At 53.0% G+C, this 23,416-nt stretch carries 28 protein-coding genes and 2 pseudogenes; 6 read left to right on the top strand and 24 right to left on the bottom strand.

Annotated elements, in window-relative coordinates:
- Positions 1-160: 160 nt before the first annotated feature.
- A complete protein-coding gene (locus FCS97_RS04690) occupies positions 161-2,638 on the top strand; it encodes a penicillin-binding protein 1A (protein WP_138517009.1) in 2,478 nt (825 codons plus the stop codon).
- A 6-nt stretch (positions 2,639-2,644) separates the two neighbouring features.
- On the opposite strand, the gene cyaY is transcribed toward FCS97_RS04690, so the two are convergent.
- On the bottom strand, positions 2,645-2,971 hold the full coding sequence (gene cyaY, locus FCS97_RS04685; protein WP_138517007.1) for an iron donor protein CyaY: 327 nt from the start codon (positions 2,969-2,971) through the stop codon (positions 2,645-2,647).
- Between cyaY and lptM the strand changes: the two are divergent.
- Both lptM and lysA read left to right on the top strand, forming a co-directional pair.
- Positions 2,970-3,077, top strand: a pseudogene (lptM, locus tag FCS97_RS04680) (LPS translocon maturation chaperone LptM); the annotation flags it as partial. The gene cyaY and the pseudogene lptM sit on opposite strands and share 2 nt — an antisense overlap.
- Positions 3,078-3,155: 78 nt before the next feature.
- Positions 3,156-4,463 carry a diaminopimelate decarboxylase gene (lysA, locus tag FCS97_RS04675; RefSeq protein ID WP_138517003.1) on the top strand — a complete coding sequence of 436 codons (1,308 nt, stop codon included), beginning with the start codon at positions 3,156-3,158 and terminating at the stop codon, positions 4,461-4,463.
- A gap of 7 nt (positions 4,464-4,470) precedes the next feature.
- Here lysA and ccsB read toward each other — a convergent pair whose 3' ends face one another.
- The 3 genes from ccsB to FCS97_RS04660 all read right to left on the bottom strand — a co-directional run bounded on the left by ccsB (position 4,471) and on the right by FCS97_RS04660 (position 8,757).
- On the bottom strand, positions 4,471-5,811 hold the full coding sequence (gene ccsB / locus FCS97_RS04670) for a c-type cytochrome biogenesis protein CcsB (protein WP_138517001.1): 1,341 nt from the start codon (positions 5,809-5,811) through the stop codon (positions 4,471-4,473).
- A complete protein-coding gene (locus tag FCS97_RS04665) occupies positions 5,808-7,985 on the bottom strand; it encodes a cytochrome c biogenesis protein ResB (protein ID WP_246065836.1) in 2,178 nt (725 codons plus the stop codon). Before FCS97_RS04665 ends, ccsB begins: the two co-directional genes overlap by 4 nt.
- A gap of 106 nt (positions 7,986-8,091) precedes the next feature.
- On the bottom strand, positions 8,092-8,757 hold the full coding sequence (locus FCS97_RS04660; RefSeq protein WP_246065834.1) for a c-type cytochrome: 666 nt from the start codon (positions 8,755-8,757) through the stop codon (positions 8,092-8,094).
- Between the two features lie 163 nt (positions 8,758-8,920).
- Here FCS97_RS04660 and yihA point away from each other — a divergent pair, with 163 nt between their 5' ends.
- The 3 genes from yihA to FCS97_RS04645 are packed head-to-tail and all read left to right on the top strand — an operon-like array spanning position 8,921 to position 11,624.
- Positions 8,921-9,583, top strand: coding sequence for a ribosome biogenesis GTP-binding protein YihA/YsxC (gene yihA, locus FCS97_RS04655; RefSeq protein ID WP_138516999.1), 663 nt, complete (start codon positions 8,921-8,923; stop codon positions 9,581-9,583).
- Entirely contained in the window at positions 9,580-10,575 is a 996-nt protein-coding gene (gene hemB, locus FCS97_RS04650) for a porphobilinogen synthase (RefSeq protein ID WP_138516997.1), read from the top strand. The genes yihA and hemB overlap by 4 nt, the downstream gene beginning before the upstream one ends.
- Before the next feature lie 5 nt (positions 10,576-10,580).
- Positions 10,581-11,624 carry a magnesium transporter CorA family protein gene (locus FCS97_RS04645; protein WP_171035170.1) on the top strand — a complete coding sequence of 348 codons (1,044 nt, stop codon included), beginning with the start codon at positions 10,581-10,583 and terminating at the stop codon, positions 11,622-11,624.
- 13 nt (positions 11,625-11,637) lie between these two features.
- Here the strand turns inward: FCS97_RS04645 and dsbD are convergent, their stop codons facing one another.
- From dsbD to FCS97_RS16660, 20 genes and pseudogenes are all read right to left on the bottom strand, one after another.
- On the bottom strand, positions 11,638-13,536 hold the full coding sequence (gene dsbD, locus FCS97_RS04640) for a protein-disulfide reductase DsbD (protein WP_171035169.1): 1,899 nt from the start codon (positions 13,534-13,536) through the stop codon (positions 11,638-11,640).
- The gene (gene cutA, locus FCS97_RS04635; RefSeq protein WP_138516991.1) at positions 13,529-13,873 is read right to left on the bottom strand and encodes a divalent-cation tolerance protein CutA; all 345 of its coding nucleotides are present in this window, start codon (positions 13,871-13,873) and stop codon (positions 13,529-13,531) included. Before cutA ends, dsbD begins: the two co-directional genes overlap by 8 nt.
- Positions 13,870-14,637: an ABC transporter permease gene (locus FCS97_RS04630; RefSeq protein ID WP_138516989.1), complete on the bottom strand. Its 768-nt coding sequence runs from the start codon at positions 14,635-14,637 to the stop codon at positions 13,870-13,872. Before FCS97_RS04630 ends, cutA begins: the two co-directional genes overlap by 4 nt.
- Positions 14,630-15,559 (bottom strand): ATP-binding cassette domain-containing protein, encoded by a 930-nt coding sequence (locus FCS97_RS04625; protein ID WP_171035168.1) that lies wholly within the window; start codon positions 15,557-15,559, stop codon positions 14,630-14,632. The genes FCS97_RS04630 and FCS97_RS04625 overlap by 8 nt, the downstream gene beginning before the upstream one ends.
- A 137-nt stretch (positions 15,560-15,696) precedes the next feature.
- The gene (gene rplQ, locus FCS97_RS04620) at positions 15,697-16,095 is read right to left on the bottom strand and encodes a 50S ribosomal protein L17 (protein WP_138516987.1); all 399 of its coding nucleotides are present in this window, start codon (positions 16,093-16,095) and stop codon (positions 15,697-15,699) included.
- Positions 16,096-16,128: 33 nt separating this feature from the next.
- Entirely contained in the window at positions 16,129-17,109 is a 981-nt protein-coding gene (locus FCS97_RS04615) for a DNA-directed RNA polymerase subunit alpha (protein ID WP_008249422.1), read from the bottom strand.
- Positions 17,110-17,181: 72 nt separating this feature from the next.
- Positions 17,182-17,805, bottom strand: coding sequence for a 30S ribosomal protein S4 (rpsD, locus tag FCS97_RS04610; protein WP_138516985.1), 624 nt, complete (start codon positions 17,803-17,805; stop codon positions 17,182-17,184).
- Between the two features lie 76 nt (positions 17,806-17,881).
- A complete protein-coding gene (rpsK, locus tag FCS97_RS04605) occupies positions 17,882-18,277 on the bottom strand; it encodes a 30S ribosomal protein S11 (protein WP_008249418.1) in 396 nt (131 codons plus the stop codon).
- Positions 18,278-18,304: 27 nt separating this feature from the next.
- Positions 18,305-18,670: a 30S ribosomal protein S13 gene (gene rpsM, locus FCS97_RS04600; RefSeq protein WP_008249417.1), complete on the bottom strand. Its 366-nt coding sequence runs from the start codon at positions 18,668-18,670 to the stop codon at positions 18,305-18,307.
- A gap of 15 nt (positions 18,671-18,685) precedes the next feature.
- Complete coding sequence (gene rpmJ / locus FCS97_RS04595; protein WP_008249416.1) at positions 18,686-18,799, bottom strand: 50S ribosomal protein L36; 114 nt, start codon at positions 18,797-18,799, stop codon at positions 18,686-18,688.
- 24 nt (positions 18,800-18,823) lie between these two features.
- Complete coding sequence (gene infA / locus FCS97_RS04590; protein WP_008249415.1) at positions 18,824-19,042, bottom strand: translation initiation factor IF-1; 219 nt, start codon at positions 19,040-19,042, stop codon at positions 18,824-18,826.
- A gap of 3 nt (positions 19,043-19,045) precedes the next feature.
- The gene (secY, locus tag FCS97_RS04585; protein ID WP_138516983.1) at positions 19,046-20,374 is read right to left on the bottom strand and encodes a preprotein translocase subunit SecY; all 1,329 of its coding nucleotides are present in this window, start codon (positions 20,372-20,374) and stop codon (positions 19,046-19,048) included.
- A gap of 11 nt (positions 20,375-20,385) precedes the next feature.
- The gene (gene rplO / locus FCS97_RS04580; protein WP_138516981.1) at positions 20,386-20,820 is read right to left on the bottom strand and encodes a 50S ribosomal protein L15; all 435 of its coding nucleotides are present in this window, start codon (positions 20,818-20,820) and stop codon (positions 20,386-20,388) included.
- Positions 20,820-21,002 (bottom strand): 50S ribosomal protein L30, encoded by a 183-nt coding sequence (rpmD, locus tag FCS97_RS04575; RefSeq protein ID WP_008249412.1) that lies wholly within the window; start codon positions 21,000-21,002, stop codon positions 20,820-20,822. The genes rplO and rpmD overlap by 1 nt, the downstream gene beginning before the upstream one ends.
- 2 nt (positions 21,003-21,004) lie before the next feature.
- On the bottom strand, positions 21,005-21,529 hold the full coding sequence (gene rpsE, locus FCS97_RS04570) for a 30S ribosomal protein S5 (protein WP_008249411.1): 525 nt from the start codon (positions 21,527-21,529) through the stop codon (positions 21,005-21,007).
- A gap of 9 nt (positions 21,530-21,538) precedes the next feature.
- Positions 21,539-21,901 (bottom strand): 50S ribosomal protein L18, encoded by a 363-nt coding sequence (gene rplR / locus FCS97_RS04565; protein ID WP_138516979.1) that lies wholly within the window; start codon positions 21,899-21,901, stop codon positions 21,539-21,541.
- Between the two features lie 18 nt (positions 21,902-21,919).
- A complete protein-coding gene (gene rplF, locus FCS97_RS04560; RefSeq protein ID WP_138516977.1) occupies positions 21,920-22,453 on the bottom strand; it encodes a 50S ribosomal protein L6 in 534 nt (177 codons plus the stop codon).
- A 12-nt stretch (positions 22,454-22,465) separates the two neighbouring features.
- Complete coding sequence (rpsH, locus tag FCS97_RS04555; RefSeq protein ID WP_138516976.1) at positions 22,466-22,861, bottom strand: 30S ribosomal protein S8; 396 nt, start codon at positions 22,859-22,861, stop codon at positions 22,466-22,468.
- Between the two features lie 12 nt (positions 22,862-22,873).
- Positions 22,874-23,179: a 30S ribosomal protein S14 gene (gene rpsN / locus FCS97_RS04550; RefSeq protein ID WP_105028071.1), complete on the bottom strand. Its 306-nt coding sequence runs from the start codon at positions 23,177-23,179 to the stop codon at positions 22,874-22,876.
- 8 nt (positions 23,180-23,187) lie between these two features.
- Positions 23,188-23,416, bottom strand: a pseudogene (locus tag FCS97_RS16660) (50S ribosomal protein L5); the annotation flags it as partial.

Genomic DNA, 23,416 nt, shown 5'->3' with positions numbered 1-23,416 from the left:
AGGCCTTCAGGGTAGAAAATTTAGCTCGACCAGCTAACCCTCATTGGAGGGGGACAACCACTAGGGGGAGACCGTGAATTCACCACTAGAGTCAACGATCGGAAATTCCCGTGCGTTGGCAGATACAATGTAGCCACCAACACCAATCCTGTTCCGACCTGTGAATTCAAACAAAATCCGCCTCAAGCACCACTCTGATGGCTTTATCGCGACTGCGCTCACCGTACTGATCGGCTTGGGCGTTTCTGGCGCACTGCTCGTCGGCGTGGCCTTGGCACTTATTTTCCCGAAGTTGCCCGACCTAGACACCTTGACCGATTACCGACCCAAGGTGCCATTGCGCGTATTAACCACCGACGGCGTGCTGATTGGCGAATTTGGCGAAGAACGCCGCCGCCCGGTCGACATCACCGAAGTGCCCTTGGTCATGCAGCAAGCCATTTTGGCTGCCGAAGACGACCGGTTTTATGAGCATGGCGGCATCGACTTCATGGGCGTTGCCAGGGCCTTGGTGACCAACGTCACCTCGGGCGGGCGCACACAGGGCGCCAGCACCATTACCATGCAGGTGGCGCGCAATTTTTTCCTGACCCGCGACAAAACCTGGACCCGCAAACTGTACGAAGTGTTGCTGGCCTACAAAATTGAAGACAGCTTGACCAAAGACGAAATTCTGGAGCTGTACATCAACCAGATTTATCTGGGCCAACGCGCCTACGGCTTCCAGTCTGCCTCTCAGGTGTATTTCGGCAAACCCCTGCGCGACATCAACGCTGCCGAGGCGGCCATGTTGGCAGGCTTGCCGAAAGCCCCCTCTGCTTACAATCCAATCGTGAATCCCAGCCGTGCCCGTGTGCGCCAGGAGTACGTACTGCGCCGCATGAACGATCTTGAATATCTCGATGACGCCCAGTTCGATGAGGCCCTGAACACCGAGCTGGTGTACCGCAACCGCAAGGCAAATGGCGACGACATCGAGGCCACCACAGGCCTCACCATCAATGCCGACTATGCGGCCGAAATGGCACGTCAGGCCGTGGTTGAAATGTACGGCGAAGAAGCCTACACCTCGGGCATTACCGTGACCACAACCTTGATTGCCAAAGAGCAACGCGCCGCCCAGCGCGCCTTGCGCAACAGCGTGATGGACTACGAACTGCGTCAATTCTTCCGTGGCCCTGAAGGCTACATTGAATTGCCCAACGACCCCAAAGAAGCCGAGGAAGTGATTGGCGACAACATCAGCGACTACACAGACTATGGATTTTTACAAAGCGCGGTGGTGCTCTCAGCCAGCCCCACCGAGGTGATCGTCTCGCAAGGCGCAGGGGAGCCCCTGAAACTGACTGGTGCCAGCCTGAAGCCAGCGGAAAGCTGGCTGAATGAACGCGCCCCTGCCAACAAACGATTGAAACGGGGTGCAGTGGTGCGTATTTTGAAGCGCAAAGACCAGCCGCCCATGCTGACGCAGTTGCCTGAAGTGGAGGCTGCATTCATTGCAATAAACACCAAAGACGGTGCCATCCGTGCATTGTCAGGAGGCTTTGAATTCTCTCGCAACAAATTCAACCACGTTACACAGGCCACACGCCAACCAGGCTCGGCATTCAAGCCGTTCGTCTACTCGGCAGCACTTGAAAAAGGAATCACACCGACCACACTGGTGGCGGATGAGCCCATTTTTGTGCCAGCCGACACCCCAGGCGGCAAAGACTGGAGCCCAAAGAACTACGACGGAAAATATGACGGCCCCATGCTGCTCAAGGAAGGCCTGGCAAAGTCGAAAAACATGGTGTCCATTCGGGTTCTGCAAGAAATTACCCCGCAGTACGGTCAACGCTGGGCCACCCAGTTTGGCTTTCCTGCTGCCAATGTGCCCCCCTACCTCACCATGGCATTGGGGGCGGTCACCACCAATCCCTTGCAAATGGCCAGCGCGTTTTCCGTATTTGCAAATTCGGGTTACCGCGTAAAGCCCTATCTGATTGAAAAAATTACAGATGGCTCAGGTCGCATTGTGGCCCGCGCGCGCCCGGCGGTTGCCGGCGAAGAAGCCAACCGGGTTATTGACGCACGCAACGCTTTCCTCACCACCCGCCTGCTGCGTGAGGTAGTTGAACGCGGCACCGCCACCCGCGCCAAAGTACTCAACCGTGGCGACATTGTGGGTAAAACAGGCACCACCAATGACAGCCACGATGCCTGGTTCGCCGGTTACAACAGCGACATTTCAGCAGTAGCCTGGGTGGGCTACGACCAACCCCGCAACCTGGGTGCACGCGAAACCGGTGGCGGTTTGGCCCTGCCGATCTGGATTGATTACATGAAAGTGGCCCTGGCTGATTTGCCAGAGAAACCACAAGCGGTGCCGCCCGGCCTTGAGTTCATCGACGGGAATTATTATTACTCCGAATACACACCCGGCAACGGCGTGGCCCGCATTGATGTGAACGGTGGCGGTGACGACATCCCAAGCCTGTTCAACTTCTTGAAAGGCCTGGGTGGCATGCTGGAGGGCAGCGGCGAAGCACCCATCAGTGGCAACCCCACCGCAGGTGATGGCACCAGCCATGTGGCACCTGCCCGCCCGCGCGAACAACCTCGCGACGACATTGAACGCTTGTTTGGCAACAACTAGATCGATTTAAAAATTGGGGCAATCTTGCCCCAGCTGCCCACTCAGCAGTTCAACAAAGTGGGTTTTGAACGGCGTTTTGCTGCGTGTATCCAGCCATTCGCCGTTTGAATACTGATAATGAAAACCACCCGATTTGGCAGCCAGCCACAGCTCGTGATTGGCCACCTGGCTGTTTAAAATCATCTTGCCTTTGTCTTCAAAATCAAGGGTTAATACATTGCCCGAGCGCATTGAATCTGCATCAAGGTCAAGCGTATCGACCAAGGATTCAATATACTCTTCTACTTGAACCAAGGTGGCATCCACCACTGCCTGGAATTCTGTGTCTGTCATGAAAAAATCACCTCTAAGAACATTGGCCATTGTCACCCTGTTTACGCTGGGGCTTAACGCTTGTGGCCAACGCGGGCCACTTTATTTGCCCGAGCCGCCCGCCCCCTTGCCCAAGCCAGCAGGCTACGACAAACCCGAGCAGCAACAAAATCGCTAAACCCACAATTTTCGAGCAAATTTTACCGTGCAAAACAATTCAGTGAAGCCCAGTGACCTCAACCCCCACCTGCAGTTTGATACCGCCAGTGGCGAACTTCAGTTCGAAAGCACCGAACTCTCGGGACTGGCCCAGGAATTTGGCACCCCCCTGTATGTGTACTCCGCCACATCCATCAAAGCGGCCTACCGCGCATATGCAAGTGCCTGCCAAGGCCTGGCACAGGTCACCATTTGCTACGCCGTCAAAGCCAACTCCAATATTCACATTCTGAAATTGCTGGCCCAAGAGGGTGCGGGGTTCGACATTGTGTCTGCCGGCGAACTGGCGCGAGTCATCGCCGCGGGTGGTGCTCCTGAAAAAGCTGTGTTTGCAGGTGTTGGAAAATCTGCACAAGAAATTGAATATGCATTGGGTCAAGGTGTGGGTTGCTTCAACGTGGAGTCTGAAGCTGAAATGCAACGTGTCGCTGAGGTTGCCGAGAAAATGCAGCGCATCGCCAACGTCTCCCTGCGAGTCAATCCCGATGTGGACGCAAAAACCCACCCATACATCTCCACCGGCTTGAAAGAAAACAAATTTGGCGTGTCCATGAATGCTGCCAAACGGGTTTACCAGTTTGCCGATGCCCATCCGTGGTTACACGTCCACGGCATTGATTGCCATATCGGTTCGCAGCTCACGGATGCCAGCCCCTACTTCGATGCGCTGGACCGGGTGCTTGCATTGCTTGAGCAACTGGCAGCGGAAGGCATTGAAATCAATCACCTCGACCTGGGCGGCGGTATCGGCATTCGTTATCTGGACGAAACACCACCCACTCCAGCCGAAGTACTGCCCAAATTAATTGCCAAAGTTCAAAGCTGGGCTCAGGGCAAGGGCCGCAGCATGCCCACCTTGTCATTCGAGCCGGGCCGCTCCATTGTCGGCAATGCGGGCGTCTTGCTAACCCAAGTGGAATTCCTGAAGGAAAATGAAGGCAAACACTTTGCAATTGTTGATGCGGCCATGAACGACCTGATGCGCCCGGCCATGTACAAAGCCTTTCATGGCGTAGTGGCGGTTCAGAACAACCCTCATGCGGCCGCACAGGAATACGATGTGGTTGGCCCGGTTTGCGAATCGGGCGATTGGCTGGCAAAAAACCGCACATTGGCCATTGAACAAGGCGACTACCTCGCCATTCTGTCGGCAGGTGCCTATGGTCAAACCATGGCCTCCAATTACAACAGTCGAGGCCGTGCCGCGGAAGTGCTTTTGGAAAACGGCAAAGTTACTTTGATTCGTCGGCGCGAAACCATTGAAGACCAGCTTCGCCCCGAACTTGACGTTTAGTACGTGATTACAGCTCGCCGTAGGAATGCAAGCCTGACAGGAACATGTTCACGCCCAGAAAGGCAAAACCTGTCACCAGCAAACCCACCAAAGCCCAGTATGAAGCCACCACGCCACGCAGGCCTTTGACCAAACGCATGTGCAACCAGGCTGCGTAATTCAGCCACACCACCAGTGCCCAGGTCTCTTTGGGGTCCCACTGCCAGTAGGCACCCCAGGCTTCGGCCGCCCACAGTGCACCCAAAATGGTCGCTACAGTGAAGAACGCAAAGCCCACCGCAATCGATTTGTACATCACATCATCGAGCACTTCCAGCGGGGGCAAGGCGTCTGCAATTCGCTTGCGCGCCAACAAAATTGCGCCCACCACAGCACAACCGATACCCAGGTACAACGCCCAATAAATCGAGATACCTTCCGTGCGAAACACCATGGGTTCGAGGAACATCAACACACCCAAAATACCTGTGGGAATCAATGCCTTGATACTGGGCGCATGAGCATACACCTTCAGCAGGTAAGCAAAAGCCACCATCGCCGCAATTGAGAAAGTGCCATAGCCAATGAAGTTGGCAGGTACATGAATTTTCATCCACCAGCTTTGTAGTGCAGGCACCAAGGGCTGAATTGCATAGGCCTGACGCTCTACACCGTACCAGGCCAAAAAGCCCACAGCAGCCACCACCACCAACATCACAAATGCGCCCAGTTGGCGCGTTTTGTACACCTGCTCATAGAACAGGTAATAGATGGCGGTGATCAGCGCAAACAGCACAAATACTTCGTACAGGTTGGATACAGGAATATGGCCCACATCCGGCCCAATCAGGTAGCTTTCATACCAGCGAATGAACATGCCGGCAAAGCCCATCACCACCGCACCCCAAGTCAGCGCCGTGCCCACAAAGCTAGACGTGGGTGAACGGCCCACCAAACCAATCCAGTAGGCCGCAGTGGCCACCACAAACATCACGCCCATCCACAAAATTGCCGACTGGCTGGACAGCAAATACTTCAGAAAAAACTTTTGCTCAGCTGCGGCCAAATCACCGCCGTAGCTCGAAATCGCCAGCAAGCTCAAGCCCGCCACCGTCAAAATCAGCCATTTCAGTGAGCCCCAGCGGTAGGCCATGTAAGCCGTTACAGGCACACAGCTCCACAAAATACTGATCTCATAAATGTCCATGAAGCTGTGGTATTGCTGGGAGGCGTAACCGGCGGCAGCCACCAACAAGGCAGCAAACGCAAAGTCGCTCCAGTGGAATGATTTGGAAAACCAGCCCGCTTTCTTTGTGGGCAAGCCCGGCTTGTCACCCGCTGGGGTTTGATTAATCCAGGTCGAACTCATACTGCATCTCCTGCCGGGGCTGCTTTAGGCGCAGCCCTGCTGTTTAATTCATTCACAAACTGTGCGTACTCTTTTTCAAAATCCATGGTCTTTCGAGTGGTGGACATGCCCATCATCACTTTAGAACCTTCTTCATCCTGCGTGACCCAGAAAAACGCCCGGCGTTCGCGGATGTAGAACATCGAAAATACCCCGATGCACAAAAACAAACAACCCAAATACACAATCCACTGCCCTGGCGCTTTGGCCAACTGGAACACACTGGCCTTGACTTCATCGAACTGGTCCAGCTGGAACATCACCGGCGCGCCGTACAGCGACAAATCAGACAAGGCAATTTGCGCATCCTGTACAAACCGGCCATGCACCTCGTCGGGCACTGCTGGTGGCAGGTCGGCTGTTGTGCGTGAAAGTTGATAAACCTCCCACATGGCGCCTTGTAGCAAGCGAATGATTACGTCGCTGGCTTTTTCACGCTCACCTTCTGGCACTGTGCTTTCAATGAACTGGGCAATGGCCGGCAAGCCGGACAAGGTATTGTTCAAGCCCGCAAATCGTTCCAAGGCACGCTGCGCGCTGTCGGCCACGCTGGCCACCAACTGGGCAGAATCGGGCCTTTCACCAAAGGCCTGTTGCGCAAAACGCTGGGCCGCTGTTTTGCGAATTTCATCGCTTTGAAGGGCCGCGCGGAAACGCATGAAGCCTTCCAACTGACCATTGTCATCCACCGGAATTCGCAGGTATTTGAAACCATCCGCCGGGGTTTCACGCACACCCGCCAGGTAATAGCGCCCGCCATCCAGGTTAATGGGCAACATGTAATTGTGAAATTCACGGGCTTGCCCCGCCTGGTCGCGCAGCTTGTAGGTAATGCTGGGGCCAATGTTGGTAAATTTGGTTTTTGCATCTTCTTTCACACCCGGGCCCAACACACTGGCCAGGTTCGTCTCGAAAGGTGACAAGGCATCGGCATTGCCCAAGGCCAAATCATCTACGCTCACCTGGTCGGCATTGTCCACAGGCAAAGCCTCGACATTGATTGACTTGAACCCGGTAAACTCCACCTTCAAATCCTGACTCGGCTCGCCTTGCAACTGGCTCAGGTCACGACCACCACCAACCACCCCGTCCAGGTCAAAGCGATAATCGCGCGCACCCGTCAGTGGAATCCCCTTAAGCTGCACCTTGGTGCCACCATCATCAAAACTGGACTGGTAAACCGTCACGCCTTTGTAAATCAGCGGCTTGTTCACTTCGATGGTTGCTTCGAATCGCTCCTGGGTGTCCGGGTCAAAAACCTCTACGTCGCTGGCAAACAACTTGGGCATGCCCGTGCTGTAAAAATCGATGCGAAATTCTTTCAGTGTCAACTCAAAAGGCAGGTCTTGCACCAACAAACCGTCGTCCGTGTTTAACACAGCCACTCGGCTGGTTTCCCCCTCGGGCAACAGCAAATTGGCCCGGTAACTGGGGTTCGACTCGGCCAGGCGCGCTTTTTCCGGAATACCCGCAGTAATCTCAGCACCCGTCACCGGGGTTTTGCCCGTGGCCCACACCGCAAGCTGCAAAGGCACCCCGCTGTCGAGCAGGCCGCCAATACAAATCACAATAATCGACAAGTGCGCGGCAATGTAGCCAAACCGGTTCGCACTCCCCGCCTTGGCCGCCACCATGGTGCCGTTGTCACGCACCGATTGCTTCACCTTGAAACCCTTGTGCTCCAACCACTCGGTGATGATTCCGGGCAGGGTGTCTGGCTTTTCATTGAAACGGCCTTCCCACCGATGAGCAAATGCTCTCAGGCTGTTTTCGCGAATATTTTCGCGGTACACCCGCATCTCTTTGATCATCTTCGGCGTATTGCGGTAAACGCACAAAGAAGTGGACACCACCAGAAATGCCATCACGGCAATAAACCAGGGGGCATTGTAAATACGGAACAAGCCCAAAGGTTCGAAAAACGAGGCCCAGAACGGCCCGAACTGGTTCACATAATTCACCCAGGGATCGGCTTGACCAACCACTGTACCGATCGCAGAGGCGATACAAATCAGCGTCAGCAAGCTGATGGCAAAGCGCATGGAGCCCAACAACTCCATCAAGCTGACCCAAAATGTCTGTTTGCCCATTCTTTGTGGGTTCAAATTGTTTGCAATGTCCCCTGAACTACTCACACGCTTCCCCGCTATTGACTCTTTGCACTTGTGCGACTCTTTCCCATGTCGAAAAAAAAGGGGCTATTCTGTAGCCCCCTTTTTGACCAGCAATTGCGTCAAATGTTCAACGCAAACCTGCAATGTAATCAGACACGGCTTTCATTTCCTTGTCCGACATTTTGTTAGCAATCACAGTCATCTGTTCACTGTTGTTGCGCACACCGTCACGGAAAGCAATCAACTGGCTTTCAGTGTACTGGGCATGCTGGCCACCCAAGCGTGGATACTGGGCTGGAATACCAGCGCCATTTGGGCTGTGGCAACCGGCACAGGCTGGAATTTTCTTGTCGGCAATGCCGCCACGGTAAATCTGCTCGCCCAAGGCCAGCGTGTCTTTGTTTTTGGCTGAACTCAGTGTCTGCTTCTGGGCCGCCAGGTAGGCTGACACATTCTTCATGTCTTCATCAGACAAAGCAGCAGCAAAACCCGCCATGATCGCATTGTCACGCAGCGGCTTTTCACCATCTTTGCCCGGCTTGAAATTCACCAACTGCTTGTACAAGTATTCCGCATGCTGACCTGCAATCTTGGGGTAGATTGGGGCAGAGGCGTTGCCATCGGCACCGTGGCAAGCCACGCACTGCTGCATGATTTCCTTGCCTTTGGCCAAGTCGGGCTTGAACACTTCAACAGGGCCGGCAGCCTGGGCAACCGACATTGAAAACATCAAAGCGGCAAACAGAGAACTCAGTTTAAGCGTCGTCAGCTTGTTCAGCATGGTCAAACCCATCAAAAAGTGCATCAAAAAATAGTGCGGCGATCCTGAAAACCCTGTTTGGCCTGGCCCCGCGAACTTGCAGGCGCGCCCAACAAAATTGCGTGGTCACAGCAAAGTTTTCACAAACCCTAGATTATAACCACTCAAGCGGCTGTCTTGCATCTAAAATGTGCGCATGACAATCAATTTCCACAACACGCATTTCGAGATCTCCGCATCTCGCATGGTCGAATGCCCGGGCGCCAGCGTCCCCGAGATCGTATTTGCAGGGCGTTCAAACGCCGGCAAGTCCACGGCCATCAATACTTTGTGCAAACAGCGCCAACTGGCCTATGCCAGTAAAATGCCCGGCCGCACCCAGCTTCTGAACTTTTTTCATGTGATCGAGCAAGCCGAACCGATCGCCCGCCTGGTTGATCTTCCCGGCTATGGTTTTGCACAATTGGCTCAAACCAGCCAAAGCGTGTGGGACAAAGAACTGGGCAGTTACCTGGCCGAGCGGCCAAGCTTGGTGGGCACGGTACTCATCGTAGACTGCCGTCGTGGCCTGCTTGAACTCGATTATGCCTTGATCAAGTGGGTGGGACACCGCCAGCTGCCCGTGCACATCCTGCTGTCGAAAGCCGACAAATTCAACCGGCAGGAACAAGTGCTCGCATTGCGTTCCACGCAAAAAGCCCTCGATCCATACCGGGTCAATGGCCATGAAATCACCGTGCAACTGTGGTCTGCCTTGAAGAAAATCGGCATGGTTGAACTGGAAACCCAGTTGTCGAACTGGGTTCGCCCTCCCGTGCCTGCCCCAGAAACACTTGAAACCGAGCCGCCGACACCATGACCCAACATCTGTATCATCGCCCCCGCCGTCTGCGCCGAACCGATGCCCTGCGTCGCCTCGTGTCCGAGCACACCCTTAGTGCAGCCGACTTCATCTACCCGGTGTTCGTTATTCCCGGCAGCAACAAGCGTGAAGCAGTTGCCTCCATGCCCGGCGTAGAACGCCTTTCGCTTGACCTGTTGTTTGCCAAAGCAGAGCAATGCCTGGAACTGGGTGTGCCAGTCATGGCCCTGTTCCCGGTCATTGAGACTGATAGAAAAACCGCAGATGGCCTGGAAGCGACCAACCCCGAAGGCTTGGTGCCACATGCCGTACGTGAACTGAAAAAACGGTTTCCAGAATTGATGTTGCTCACCGACGTGGCGCTTGACCCGTTCACCAGTCACGGGCAAGACGGCCTGATCGACGACAATGGCTATGTGCTGAACGACGAGACGGTGGAAGTGTTGCAAATGCAAGCCTTGGTCCAAGCGCAAGCGGGTGTGGACATTGTGGCGCCCAGCGACATGATGGACGGCCGCATTGGTGCCATCCGCGAAACACTGGAAGGCAACCGCTGCATTCACACCAGCATCATGGCCTACTCCGCAAAATATGCGTCTGCATTTTATGGTCCTTTCCGCGACGCCGTGGGCTCCAGCAGCAACTTGGGCAAAAGCAACAAAAAGGTGTATCAGATGAACCCGGCCAACAGCAACGAAGCGCTGCTGGAGGTTGGCATGGATCTCGATGAAGGCGCAGACATGGTCATGGTCAAGCCTGGCATGCCTTACCTCGATATTTTGTGGCGCGTGAAAGAAAAATTTGCACGCCCCACCTTTGCCTATCAGGTCAGCGGCGAATACGCCATGATCAAGGCAGCCGCACAAAACGGCTGGCTGGATGAAAATGCCGTCATGCTTGAATCCTTGTTGGCCTTCAAACGCGCTGGCGCCGACGGCATACTCACCTACTTCGCACTCGACGCGGCAAGGCTGCTCAAACAAGGGTAATGCACATGGGAATCTGGACGCATCTGACTCAAGACCAAATCAGGAAGTTAAGCAATGCGCCCAGCAGTCTGCCCGATGATGGCTTTCTCTGGCTTGACACCCAACTGGATGAAGACCTGGTATGGATCCCGGGTGTGGAGCAACTCCTCGGCTTCAAGCTTGACGAACTGCATCTGGAAGACCTGGGCAACACCTTTCACCCCAGTCACTTCGACATCGGCGATGGCTACAACATCCTCATTATCCGGTCATTGTCCAGCAAACCCCTGTTTGACGAAAACAACCGGCTCAGCATCAAAACCCGCCCGGTATTTTTCGTAATCACCCCAAAACTCTTGGTGACGTATCGCCCCAAAGACAGCCGAACATTCGCCATGGCTCGCAAGTTCGTGGACAGCGCGCCCGAAAAGTCCCTTGATGAAATCGAGATCTTTCTGAAGTTCAAGCGCGCCCCAGCCGGAACAGATGAATTGATGATCCAATTGGTCAGCAACCTTGTGGATCGATTCATGGAAACCCGGATCGAAATTTCCGAGCAACTGGATCGCTGGCAAAGGGATTTATTGAATCCCCGCAAGCGCTTTCAGGACTGGAATGCCCTTCTCGCCGCCCGCAATGAAATGAATCGACTGGAGTCCGTTGCTCAAGACCAGCGGGATGCACTCACCGACTGGCAAGACGACCAAGAGCGTGAAGGTCGCATGGCAGCATCTCTGCAGGTTAATGCGCGTGACACACTTGAACACCTGGAGCGAGTCGTCAGCCTCACCCGCCGCCTGGGCGCGAACACAGAAACTGCGGTACAGCTTCACTTCTCGGCCACAGCGCACAAAACCAATGAAATTGTTACCGTGCTGACCATGCTCACGGCAATTTTCATGCCGCTCACTTTAATCAGCGGCATCTTTGGCATGAACTTCGACGAAATACCCTTTCTGAAAAATCCAAACGGATTCTGGATCAGCATTGGACTTATGGGGCTATCCAGCGTTATTTCAGTCGCATTGATCTTCTGGATCAAAGGCAGAAATCATCTCGGCAAATCCTGAACTGCCCGCAAGCTCACAAACCCAGGTTGGGGCGAATCTGGCTCAAAGTCTGCTCAAACCGCTTTGCATTCTGAAAGCCAATCACCTGGTGAATGGATTCAGTTTGGCCAGCCGGAAAAAACAGAATTGCAGGTGGCCCAAACAGGCTGAACTGCTTTAACAAAGCCTGGTCACCCGCGGTGTTGTCCGTCACATCTACCTGCACCAAACGAATGCCTTTCAGCTTCTCTTTGACCGTACCGTCAGTCAAGGTAAACAGCTCGAACTCTTTGCAACTCACACACCAGTCTGCGTAAAAATCAAGCATCACAGGCTGTGGGCTGGCTTGAATCAAACTCACAGCCTCCTCGCTGCTTACCTTCTCAAACACCGGTTTGCCGGTTGAAACAAGCGAGTCAGATTCAAGAGAAGCCCCCGATTGTCCGCCCAAGCTGGCCAGTGGCTGAAGCAAGCTTCCTGAACCGGAAAACAAACCCATCAGGTAAATCAAAGCCACAAGCGTGAACAACAAGCCGAATGTCTTGCTGATCACCTTGGCCCTTGTGCCCATGGTTGCCATGCTGCTTGCGCCGTGAAACAGTGCTGCGGCAGTCATGCAAGCCAGCAAAGCCCACATGGCCATCACCACCCACACCGGTGTCACCGGCGTGATCGTCCACACGGCCACTGCCAACAGCACAAAACCGAATGCTGCCGACACCCAGCTCATCCACGCACCGGCCTTCGGCAAGGCAGCACCCGCACCTGCTGCAAACAACACCAAAGGCAAACCCATGCCCAAGGCCAACAAAAACAAGGCTGCACCGCCCAATACGGCATCGCCGGTTTGGCCGATATACAGCAAGGCACCTGCCAACGGTGGCGCTACACACGGCCCCAGCAACAATGCCGACAACACCCCCATCACCAATACCGGAATGAACTGCCCGCCTTTCAGGCGACCTGTTTTTTCCTGCAACCAACCCTGAAAACCGACCGGCAATTGGAGTGAATAACCCATCAAGAGTGCAACCCCCAACAACGCCAAAACCCCGCCAAATGCCCAAAGCACTGGCGGCTGTTGCATGGCCATCACCAAGCTTTGCCCGGTCAGGCCAGCCAGCACACCCAACAAAGCATAGGTCAAGGCCATACCCAACACATACACGAGGGCCAATGCCATGGGCCTTGCCTTGCCGGCTCCGTTACCACCAGCCTGCTGCCCAACCACCAAACTACTGACAATCGGCAACATCGGCAAAGTACAAGGTGTGAAAGCCAACAGCAAACCCAAACCAAAAAACACCGGCAAAACTACCAGCCATGACTGGGCCGCCAGTCTGCTGGCCAAATCGCCCGCCTCATCAGCCGGCAAGCCGGCTCTCGATTGACTGTTGCCAAGGGGTGACGAATCAGACTTCTGCCCAAAGAAGGCGCCCACACCACCACCCAGCACCCCACCCAACAAACCACTTTCCTTGAATGCCACTGGCGTTGTCATGGGCGGGTAGCACAAGCCTGCATCGGCACAGCCTTGGGAAATCATCACAGCCTTGGCCATGTCCACTGGGTTCTCACCCAAGCCATAACGAATCTGAAACGCCATTTCACCCCGAAGCGCTTCAATTTCCTGATTCAAAAACTCATCAAACTTTCGATCGCCACGCGGCAACTCGACAAATTCAAAAACCGGCAGATTCATCGGGTTTTCAAGCGCAAAACGCTCCCGATACAAATAGTATTCAGGTGCCACCTTGGCTCGCACATCAATAAGGCAATTCTCAACACAAGCCGGGTCTTGCACGGTCAAGGTGAATTGAAAAGCCTCCTCGGGCGGCAAGAAGTCATTGGCACGGGCCTGGCTCAACCCAACCCACAAACTGATCAAGAGAAAAAACGACGACAACACCCAGCGCGCGGCTCGATCACTCATGCCCAACTCCCTTTCCACTGGCGGCAATCCAGTCGAGATAGGCTGTATGTCCATCGGCGATCGGCAACATGATCAACTCTGGCACCTCATAGCCATGCAAACGCGGCAACGCCATCTTCAATTCCTCACATTGCGATTCGGAGCACTTCATCATCAACATCCATTCCGCGGTCTGCTCGACCTTTCCTTGCCAGCGATAAACCGACTCCACCGGGCCTACAATATTCACGCAAGCCACCAACTGCTGTTCCACCAAATTACGCGCCAACTCGGTGGCATGCTCTTTAGATTCCACTGTGGAATAAGCCACCCAGCAACGCTCCCCATTGTTTCTCATGCACCTTTCCGTTTAAATCGGCGTTCAGTCAGGAAGACAGCCAATGCAATTCCCACCAGAGCGTAGACAGCCATCTGAGCCAAAAGTGCCGGCAACATGCTGAAATCGCGGGCATAAATACCCCTCAATGCATCCACCACCACAGAAAGTGGCATGAAGTCAGCCACCACCCTTAACCATTCAGGCAACTGCTCCCTTGGGAAAAATGCACCTGACAAAAATGTCATCGGTGTCACAACCAAGGTGAAATAAAACATGAAAAAGTCATAGCTGGGCGCCCTGGCATTGATACACAGTCCAAATCCAGCAAACATCAAACAAGCAAGGATCAGAACCAGCCAGGACAAAAGCCAGAACTGAAGATCACCAATACCCAAAAGCGCCACAATCAACAACATGGCCCCTGTGCTAATCAACCCTTTACTGGCCGCCCAACTACACTCACCCAATACGACCTCACGCAAGCGCACAGGTGTATTCATGATGACTTGCCAGGTTTTCTGGGTGTGCATGCGGGAAAATGCTGAATACAAGGCTTCAAAAGTCGGCGCATTCATCGCACTAATGCACACAGCCCCAACAGCCAGATAGTTCAGGTAGGGCATACCGCCCACATTGGGCAACATGGATCCCAAACCCAGACCAAAAGCCATCAAAGCCATCACCGGATCCACCACATTACCAAGCAAGGATGGAAGCGCTAGCTTTCGCCACACCAAAAAGTTCCGACGCCAAACTTGAAACACCGCATGAAAATTAATCATCGCGCAACGCCCTACCGGTCAAACTGAAAAACACGTCTTCCAGATTTCCCGGTCGATAAATGTAATCCACATCTGGTTGGGGTGAACGTTTAAGCGCCTCCAGCATCTCATCGGCCTTTTCGTTCCTGAAATAAAAGGTTTCACCACGCTGCTCAAGTGGCTCCACCTGCGAACTGACAAGTTGCGACACACAACGGGCGGCACCGCTGCCCCACAACTCAAGTACTGCATGCCCCACAACATCGCGAATCAGGTTCAATGGCTTGTCACAAGCGACAATATTGCCATGGTCCAACACCGCCACCCGATCGGCCAGGCGCTGCGCCTCATCCATGTAATGTGTTGTTAGGAACATCGCCATGCCCTGACGCTTCAAATCCACCAAGCGATCCCAAATCACATGCTTTGCCTGGGGATCGAGCCCGGTGGTTGGCTCATCAAGAAATAAAACCTTCGGCTTATTGATCAGGGCACGGGCCAACATCAAACGCCTTCGCATACCACCAGACAAAGTCCCTACCGAGTCATTCCTGCGCCCAAGCAACTGCGCGAAACTCAACAAAACCTCCGCCCGCTCACGCAAGACCGCCCCATGCAGGCCGAAGTAACGGCCAAACACCATCAGGTTCTCGAACACAGTGAAGTCGGGGTCCAGTGCGTCATATTGAGGCACAACACCTACATCCTGCCGGGCCAAGTGGCCAGCGCTCGGCAACGTTTTTCCTAGCAGCTCAACCACGCCAGCATCCGCTTGGGCCAAGCCCAAAGCCAAAGCAATCGTGGTTGACTTCCCGGCACCATTAGGCCCAAGCAACGCAACACATTCACCGGCATTCAGCGAGAAATCCAGGCCAGCCAGCACCTCTCGCCCACCATAGGCTTTGCGCACACCGATTAAATTCAACACAGTAAAACCAGTCACGTACTGAAACCCTCAACAAATAAAAAAGCCGCGCCAGCATAAGCTAACACGGCTTCCTTACAGCGAATTCCAGGCCACACACATTTGACAAAACTTGAAGTGGCAAACAAGTCGCCGCAACAGGTCAAGCCAACTAGTTAAGCTTGCTCTTCAGCGATTTCTACGATCTCAGCAGTTTCGGGACGATCCACCAATTCAACCAAAGCCATTGGTGCATTGTCGCCCTTGCGGAATCCGAACTTCAGAACACGCATGTAACCACCTGGGCGAGCTGCATAACGAGGACCAATCTCGTCAAACAACTTCACAACCATTTCACGGTCACGCAAGCGGGCAAATGCCAGGCGCTTGTTGGCCAGTGTAGGCGACTTGCCCATGGTGATGATGGGTTCTGCAATCTTGCGCAGTTCCTTGGCCTTTGGCAGTGTTGTTTTGATCACTTCGTGACGCAACAAGGCGTTGGTCATGTTTCTAAACATTGCAAGGCGGTGGCTGCTGGTGCGATTTAGTTTACGCAATCCATGACGGTGACGCATTTTAAATATCCTTCAATCTAACAAACGCTAAGCTCAGGGCTTATCGAGACCGGCGGGTGGCCAGTTTTCCAATTTCATACCGAGTGTCAAACCGCGTGCGGCCAACACCTCCTTGATTTCGTTCAATGACTTGCGACCCAGGTTAGGAGTCTTCAACAACTCGTTTTCCGTGCGCTGAATCAAATCGCCAATGTAATAAATGTTCTCTGCCTTCAGGCAGTTTGCTGAACGCACTGTCAATTCCAGATCATCGACTGGACGCAACAGAATCGGATCAACCTGTGGAGCACGCTGAGAAACTTCCGGCTCAGCAGTATTTTCAAGCGCAGCAAACACAGACAACTGCTCAACCAGAATGCGGGCTGCCAGACGAATCGATTCTTCAGGTGACAAAACACCATTGGTTTCGATAGACATCACCAAACGGTCCAAGTCGGTACGCTGTTCCACACGGGCGCTTTCCACGGCGTATGAAACACGTTTTACCGGGCTGAATGAAGCATCCAACACGATGCGTCCAATTGCCTTGCTTGGCTCGTCAGGAAAACGACGAACTGAACCAGGCACATAACCACGACCCTTCTCCACTTTGATTTGCATATCCAGCTTGCCGCCTTGCGACAAATGGGCAATCACGTGATCCGGGTTAATGATCTCCACATCATGGGGAAGCTCAATATCGCCCGCCGTCACAACACCTTCTACTTCGCGCTTCAAGGTCACAGTCACCACATCGCGTGACTCTAACTTGAATACAATCCCTTTCAAGTTCAGCAACAGGTCAACGACGTCTTCCTGCACACCATCCAGAGTCGAGTATTCGTGAACCACACCAGCAATCGACACCTCAGTGGGTGCGTAACCAATCATGGAAGACAACAATACGCGGCGCAGGGCATTGCCCAGAGTGTGGCCATAACCACGCTCAAACGGCTCCATCACAACTTTTGCACTGTTGGGGGCGACTGTCTCGACCTCAACAATACGTGGCTTCAGCAAGCTAGCATTAAACATTCAAAATCCTTTTCAATACCCTCGGCTCGTTACACCGATAAGGCTGGGGATCCCTGGGATCAGTTAATCAAATTAACGTGAGTACAATTCAACGATCAAGCTTTCGTTGATCTCTTGAGAGAGGTCGCCGCGCTCGGGAATGCTCTTGAAGGAGCCTTCCATTTTCTTCGCATCCACATTCACCCACAGCGGGAAACCCATCTGTTCGGCCAAAGTTACAGACTCAACGATACGTGCCTGTGTCTTCGACTTTTCGCGAATGGAAATGACGTCATTCAACTTCACTGAATAGGAAGGAATGTTCACGGCTTTGCCATTCACCAAAATTGCCTTGTGGCTCACCAGCTGACGAGCTTCGGCGCGAGTAGAACCGAAACCCATGCGATACACCACGTTGTCCAAACGGGACTCCAACAACTGCAGCAATGTTTCACCAGTGTTGCCTTTGCGACGTGAGGCTTCAGCAAAGTAACGACGGAACTGCTTTTCCAGCACGCCGTACATGCGCTTCACTTTTTGCTTCTCACGCAATTGTTGACCATAGTCAGAGGTACGGGCACCAGAGGTGCGACCATGCTGACCTGGCTTGGAATCAAGTTTGCACTTGGAATCGAGACTACGACGTGCGCTTTTCAGACTTAAGTCTGTGCCTTCACGACGTGACAACTTACACTTTGGACCTGTATATCTAGCCACTTGAAACCTCTTTCATTACGCGATTTGACTCGCTTCAGTCCGCCAAACGATCTGACGAACAATGGTCTTAAAAAAATTAGATGCGACGACGCTTGGGAGGACGACATCCGTTGTGCGGGATCGGAGTGATGTCAGAAATACTGGTCACTTTGATACCCAATGCATTCAAAGCGCGCACGCTAGACTCACGGCCGGGGCCGGGTCCTTTGATAAGCACTTCAACTGTCTTGATACCGCATTCCTGCGCAGCCTTGCCAGCAACTTCAGCAGCCACCTGAGCGGCAAAGGGAGTCGACTTGCGTGAACCCTTGAAGCCCTGAGCACCCGATGTAGACCAGGCCAAGGCATTGCCCTGACGATCTGTGATCGTGATGATGGTGTTGTTGAATGAGGCGTGTACGTGCGCAATACCGTCAGAAATATTCTTTTTGACTTTTTTGCGTGCGCGGTTATTCGCTGTTCCTTTGGCCATTTGGCTAACCTTCCTATGATTACCTGATTATTTCTTCAGTGCGATACCAGCACGCTTCGGACCCTTGCGAGTGCGAGAGTTTGTGCGGGTACGCTGACCACGTACAGGCAGACCTTTACGGTGACGGAAACCACGATAGCAACCCAAATCCATCAAACGCTTGATGTTCATGGTTACTTCACGGCGAAGATCACCTTCAGTCAGGTACTTGCCCACTTCGTCACGCAGCTTTTCCAAATCCGCGTCGTCGAGGTCTTTCACCTTTTTGGACTCAGGAATTGAGGTCACTGCACAAATTTTCTTGGCGGTGGAACGACCAATGCCGAAAATAGCAGTCAGACCGATAACGGTATGCTGGTGGCTTGGAATGTTAATGCCGGCAATACGAGCCATTTAAATCCCCTTTTATTAACCTTGACGCTGCTTGTGGCGCGGCTCAGAACAAATCACGCGAACAACGCCTTTGCGCTTGATCACTTTGCATTTTCTACAAATCTTTTTTACAGATGCCTGAACTTTCATGGCGAAACTCCAAAAAGAACCAATTCATTTGGCTCGAAAAACAATTCGTGCTCTGGACAAGTCGTACGGCGTCAACTCAACCGTCACCTTGTCACCAGGAAGAATGCGAATATAGTTCATGCGCATCTTGCCTGATATGTGACCAAGCACCACGTGACCATTTTCCAATTTCACTCGAAAAGTGGCGTTAGGGAGGTTTTCTACTACCTCTCCCTGCATTTGGATAACGTCGTCTTTAGACAATCACTACCTCGTTAATCCAGAACCCTTGAAGCTTGATTTCTTCAACAGGCTGTCGTATTGCTGGGACATCACGTAGGCCTGAACCTGAGCCATGAAATCCATCGCAACAACTACAATAATCAACAGAGATGTACCGCCAAAATAGAACGGAACACTCAATCCCAAAACCAGAAACTCAGGCAACAAACACACCAATGTGATGTAAGCCGCGCCGATCAAGGTCAAACGAGTCAACACCTTATCGATGTATCGTGACGTCTGCTCGCCAGGCCGAATTCCAGGCAAAAATGCACCACTTTTCTTCAAGTTGTCAGCGGTTTCCCTGCTGTTAAACACCAAGGCGGTGTAGAAAAAGCAAAAGAAAATAATGGCAGCCGCATACAGCAACATGTACAGGGGGTGACCTGGTGACAATGTCTGAGACACTTCCTTCAGGAAACCAACCACCGCGCCATCGCCAGAGCCAAACCAGCTTGTCAGTGTTGCAGGCAACAAAATGATGCTTGAAGCAAAGATTGGAGGAATTACACCAGCCATGTTCAGCTTCAATGGCAAATGTGAAGTCTGCCCCTGATAAATCTTGTTACCCACTTGGCGTTTGGCATAGTTGACAGTGATCTTTCGCTGCCCACGCTCCACAAACACCACCAAGTAAGTCACCGCAACAGCGAGAACAACAATCATCAAAGCGATCAAAGAGTTCATCGCGCCGGTCCTGACCAACTCGAACAAGCCACCAATTGCGCCGGGCAAACCAGCTGCAATCCCAGCGAAGATCAGAATCGAGATCCCGTTACCCAATCCACGTTCGGTAATCTGCTCGCCCAACCACATCAAAAACATGGTGCCGGTCACCAATGAAACGGCCGTGGTAAAACGAAATGCCATTCCAGGATCAATAACCAACCCTGCCTGTGATTCCAAAGCAACCGAAATGCCGATAGCCTGGAAGGTCGCGAGGAAGAAAGTGCCATATCGAGTGTATTGGGTAATCTTTCGACGACCCGCCTCACCTTCCTTCTTCAAAGCCTCAAGTTGAGGCACGACCACACTGGCCAACTGCATGACAATCGACGCCGAAATGTACGGCATGATACCCAAGGCAAACACCGTGAAACGCGAAAGCGCCCCACCAGAGAACATGTTAAACATGCCCAAAATGCCGCCCTGCTGGCTGTCAAACAACTGCTTCAGCTGAGTAGGATCAATTCCGGGTACCGGAATGTGTGCGCCAATACGATACACAATCAGAGCCAACAACAAAAACACCAAGCGCTTGCGCAAATCAGCGAATTTGTTGGATGACGCCAATGTAGATGGATTAAAGGCCACGCGATGCTCTCTTAAGCGTTAATGGTGCCACCAGCTGCCGAGATGGCCTCTGCTGCGCCCTTTGTTGCCTTAATGCCGTTCAGTACTACAGCACGCTTGATCTCACCAGCCAGAATCACCTTCACTGACAAAGTTTGAGCAGGTACCAGACCAGCCTGTTTCAATGTCAGGATATCCACGGTGTCTACGGCCAAAGTGTCCAGGTCTGTCAAACGGATCTGGGCATTGAAGGCGGCAGTACGCGAAGAGAAACCACGCTTGGGCAAACGACGGTGCATAGGCATTTGACCGCCTTCAAAACCGACTTTGTGAAAACCGCCACTGCGTGACTTTTGACCTTTGTGACCACGGCCAGCAGTTTTACCCCAACCGGAACCGATACCACGGCCAACGCGCTTGCGGTCAAACTTACTGCCTGGTGCGGGTGCAAGTGTATTCAGTTCCATTATGCAGCCTCAACTTTCAACAGGTAGGACACCTTGTTAATCATTCCACGCACTTCGGGCGTATCAACCAGCACTCGGCTGTGATTCATACGACGCAGACCCAAACCACGCACAGTTGCGCGATGAGTTTCTTTGGTTCCGATAATGCTCTTAACCAACGTGACTTTTACAGATCCGCTCATGATCAAGCCTCAAATAACTTTTCAACTGACAGGCCACGCTTGGCGGCAATCTCAGCTGGGGTTTGCAACTTGCCCAAAGCATCCAGGGTTGCGCGAACCAGGTTGTAAGGATTCGAAGAACCATGGCTTTTTGCCACAATATTACGAACACCGACAACTTCCAGAACGGCACGCATTGGGCCACCCGCGATAATACCGGTACCTTCTTGCGCTGGAGCCAGGAACACCTTGGAGGCGCCATGCTGTCCATACACGATGTGGTGAATGGAACCATCACGCAGTGATACTTTTTCCATTTGGCGGCGAGCCTGCTCCATGGCTTTTTGAACAGCCACGGGAACTTCACGGGACTTGCCTTTACCCATACCCACGCTTCCATCACCATCACCAACTACGGTCAATGCTGCGAAGCCCAGAATACGGCCACCCTTAACAACCTTGGTCACGCGGTTAACCGCGATCATTTTTTCCTTAAGGCCGTCATCACGCGCTTCAGGCGCGGCATTTTTACCTTGCATTCTTGCCATGATCACTCCTTAGAATTTCAAGCCGGCTTCACGCGCTGCGTCAGCCAGTTCTTTAACGCGACCATGGTAGGCAAAGCCTGAACGGTCAAAAGCAACTTCGCTTACGCCTGCAGCCAATGCTTTTTTCGCGATCGCCGCTCCGACCAACGCGGCAGCCGCCTTGTTGGAGCCAGACTTACCGTCCAGCTGAGCGCGCAGTTCTTTGTCATTGGTAGACGCGGCGGCCAACACCTGACCACCATCCGCCGAGTGAACTGCAGCGTAGATGTGGGAGTTGGTACGGAACACACACAGGCGGGTTGCGCGAGCAAGCGCAATACGACGTCTGGTTTGTTTTGCACGACGGGCACGTGCTTCTTGTTTAGTTTCCATGATTTACCTCTTGGCGCCTTATTTCTTCTTGGTCTCTTTGATAACCACACGCTCATCCGAATAACGCACACCCTTGCCCTTGTATGGCTCTGGTGGACGATATGCGCGAATTTCAGCAGCAGTCTGACCAATCACTTGTTTGTCGGCACCCTTCAAGACGATCTCGGTGGGTGTTGGCGTCTCAGCCTTCACGCCAGCTGGCAGCTTGTGGATGACGGGGTGAGAAAAGCCCAGGGCCAGGTTGATCGAATCACCCTGAACTGCGGCCTTGTAACCCACGCCAACCAACTGCAACTTGCGCTCGAAACCCTTGCTTACACCGTTAACCATGTTGGCCAACAATGCGCGGGCCGTTCCTGCCTGCGCGTTCGCATCAGTTGTATCTACAACCGGCTTCACAGACAACACGCCGTTCTCGAACACGGGCATAACCAATGAATTGACATTCAGCTTCAGCTCGGCGCTACTGCCCTTCACCGAAACAACCTGACCATTCACAGTAACCTGTACGCTTGAAGGCACAGAAATGGGAGCTTTCGCTACTCTTGACATTTCATTACCCCTTTAAGCCACGTAGCAGATAACTTCGCCGCCAATACCAGTGGTACGGGCCTTGCGATCAGTCATCACGCCTTTGGAAGTTGAAACAATTGCCACACCCAAGCCGTTCATCACCTGAGGAATGTCGTCTTTACCTTTGTAAATCCGCAGACCTGGCTTGGAAACGCGCTCGATTTTCTCGATCACGGGGCGACCAGCGTAATACTTCAACTCAATTTTCAACACAGGCTTTGCTGACTCGCCCACGATTGAGAAACTCTCAATGTAACCTTCGTCTTTCAAAACCTGCGCAATAGCTACCTTCACTTTTGAGGAAGGCATCTCAACCGAAACCTTGTCAACACCCTGAGCATTGCGAATGCGGGTCAACATGTCGGCGATTGGATCACTCATACTCATAATTTGAACCCCTTACCAACTTGCCTTAGTGATTCCAGGAATCTCACCACGCATGGCAATTTCACGGATCTTGTTACGGGCCAGACCGAACAAACGGAATGTGCCGCGGGGACGACCAGTCAATTCGCAGCGATTACGCTGACGAGTTGGGTTCGCGTTTCTTGGCAGCGCCTGCAACTTAAGACGCGCCTCATAGCGGTCTGCTTCGCTGACCGACTGATCTTTTACAATCTTGTTCAAAGCTTCACGCTTGGCCGAATACTTCTTGACCAGGGCTGCGCGCTTTTTCTCACGATTAATCAAAGCTAGTTTTGCCACGTCACACCTCAGTTACGGAACGGGAACTTGAAAGCGGTCAACAAAGCCTTGGCTTCATCGTTTGTACGCGCTGTCGTAGTTACGCTGATGTTGAGACCCCGAAGTGCGTCGATCTTGTCGTACTCAATCTCAGGGAAAATAATCTGTTCTTTGATACCGATGTTGTAGTTGCCACGGCCATCAAAAGACTTGCCTGACACACCACGAAAATCGCGCACACGAGGAAACGCGATCGTT

Origin of the sequence: Limnobacter alexandrii, assembly GCF_005871185.1 — a bacterium.
Taxonomy (GTDB): domain Bacteria; phylum Pseudomonadota; class Gammaproteobacteria; order Burkholderiales; family Burkholderiaceae_B; genus Limnobacter; species Limnobacter alexandrii.
The sequence above is the reverse complement of the archived record's forward strand: the minus strand, read 5'-3'. Positions and strand labels throughout refer to the sequence as shown.

Excerpts from the sequence above, each read along its gene's own strand:
- cyaY (WP_138517007.1), bottom strand. The coding sequence starts at position 2,971 with ATGACAGACACAGAATTCCAGGCAGTGGTGGATGCCACCTTGGTTCAA.
- FCS97_RS04630 (WP_138516989.1), bottom strand. The coding sequence starts at position 14,637 with ATGATTAATTTTCATGCGGTGTTTCAAGTTTGGCGTCGGAACTTTTTG.
- rplF (WP_138516977.1), bottom strand. The coding sequence starts at position 22,453 with ATGTCAAGAGTAGCGAAAGCTCCCATTTCTGTGCCTTCAAGCGTACAG.
- rpsM (WP_008249417.1), bottom strand. The coding sequence starts at position 18,670 with ATGGCTCGTATTGCCGGCATTAACATTCCAAGCCACCAGCATACCGTT.
- hemB (WP_138516997.1), top strand. The coding sequence starts at position 9,580 with ATGACCCAACATCTGTATCATCGCCCCCGCCGTCTGCGCCGAACCGAT.
- rplQ (WP_138516987.1), bottom strand. The coding sequence starts at position 16,095 with ATGCGTCACCGTCATGGATTGCGTAAACTAAATCGCACCAGCAGCCAC.
- FCS97_RS04615 (WP_008249422.1), bottom strand. The coding sequence starts at position 17,109 with ATGTTTAATGCTAGCTTGCTGAAGCCACGTATTGTTGAGGTCGAGACA.
- rpsE (WP_008249411.1), bottom strand. The coding sequence starts at position 21,529 with ATGGCAAGAATGCAAGGTAAAAATGCCGCGCCTGAAGCGCGTGATGAC.
- rplR (WP_138516979.1), bottom strand. The coding sequence starts at position 21,901 with ATGGAAACTAAACAAGAAGCACGTGCCCGTCGTGCAAAACAAACCAGA.
- FCS97_RS04645 (WP_171035170.1), top strand. The coding sequence starts at position 10,581 with ATGGGAATCTGGACGCATCTGACTCAAGACCAAATCAGGAAGTTAAGC.
- yihA (WP_138516999.1), top strand. The coding sequence starts at position 8,921 with ATGACAATCAATTTCCACAACACGCATTTCGAGATCTCCGCATCTCGC.
- rpsK (WP_008249418.1), bottom strand. The coding sequence starts at position 18,277 with ATGGCCAAAGGAACAGCGAATAACCGCGCACGCAAAAAAGTCAAAAAG.
- ccsB (WP_138517001.1), bottom strand. The coding sequence starts at position 5,811 with ATGAGTTCGACCTGGATTAATCAAACCCCAGCGGGTGACAAGCCGGGC.
- rpmJ (WP_008249416.1), bottom strand. The coding sequence starts at position 18,799 with ATGAAAGTTCAGGCATCTGTAAAAAAGATTTGTAGAAAATGCAAAGTG.
- rplO (WP_138516981.1), bottom strand. The coding sequence starts at position 20,820 with ATGGAACTGAATACACTTGCACCCGCACCAGGCAGTAAGTTTGACCGC.
- cutA (WP_138516991.1), bottom strand. The coding sequence starts at position 13,873 with ATGAGAAACAATGGGGAGCGTTGCTGGGTGGCTTATTCCACAGTGGAA.
- rpmD (WP_008249412.1), bottom strand. The coding sequence starts at position 21,002 with ATGAGCGGATCTGTAAAAGTCACGTTGGTTAAGAGCATTATCGGAACC.
- FCS97_RS04660 (WP_246065834.1), bottom strand. The coding sequence starts at position 8,757 with ATGGGTTTGACCATGCTGAACAAGCTGACGACGCTTAAACTGAGTTCT.
- dsbD (WP_171035169.1), bottom strand. The coding sequence starts at position 13,536 with ATGAGTGATCGAGCCGCGCGCTGGGTGTTGTCGTCGTTTTTTCTCTTG.
- rpsH (WP_138516976.1), bottom strand. The coding sequence starts at position 22,861 with ATGAGTATGAGTGATCCAATCGCCGACATGTTGACCCGCATTCGCAAT.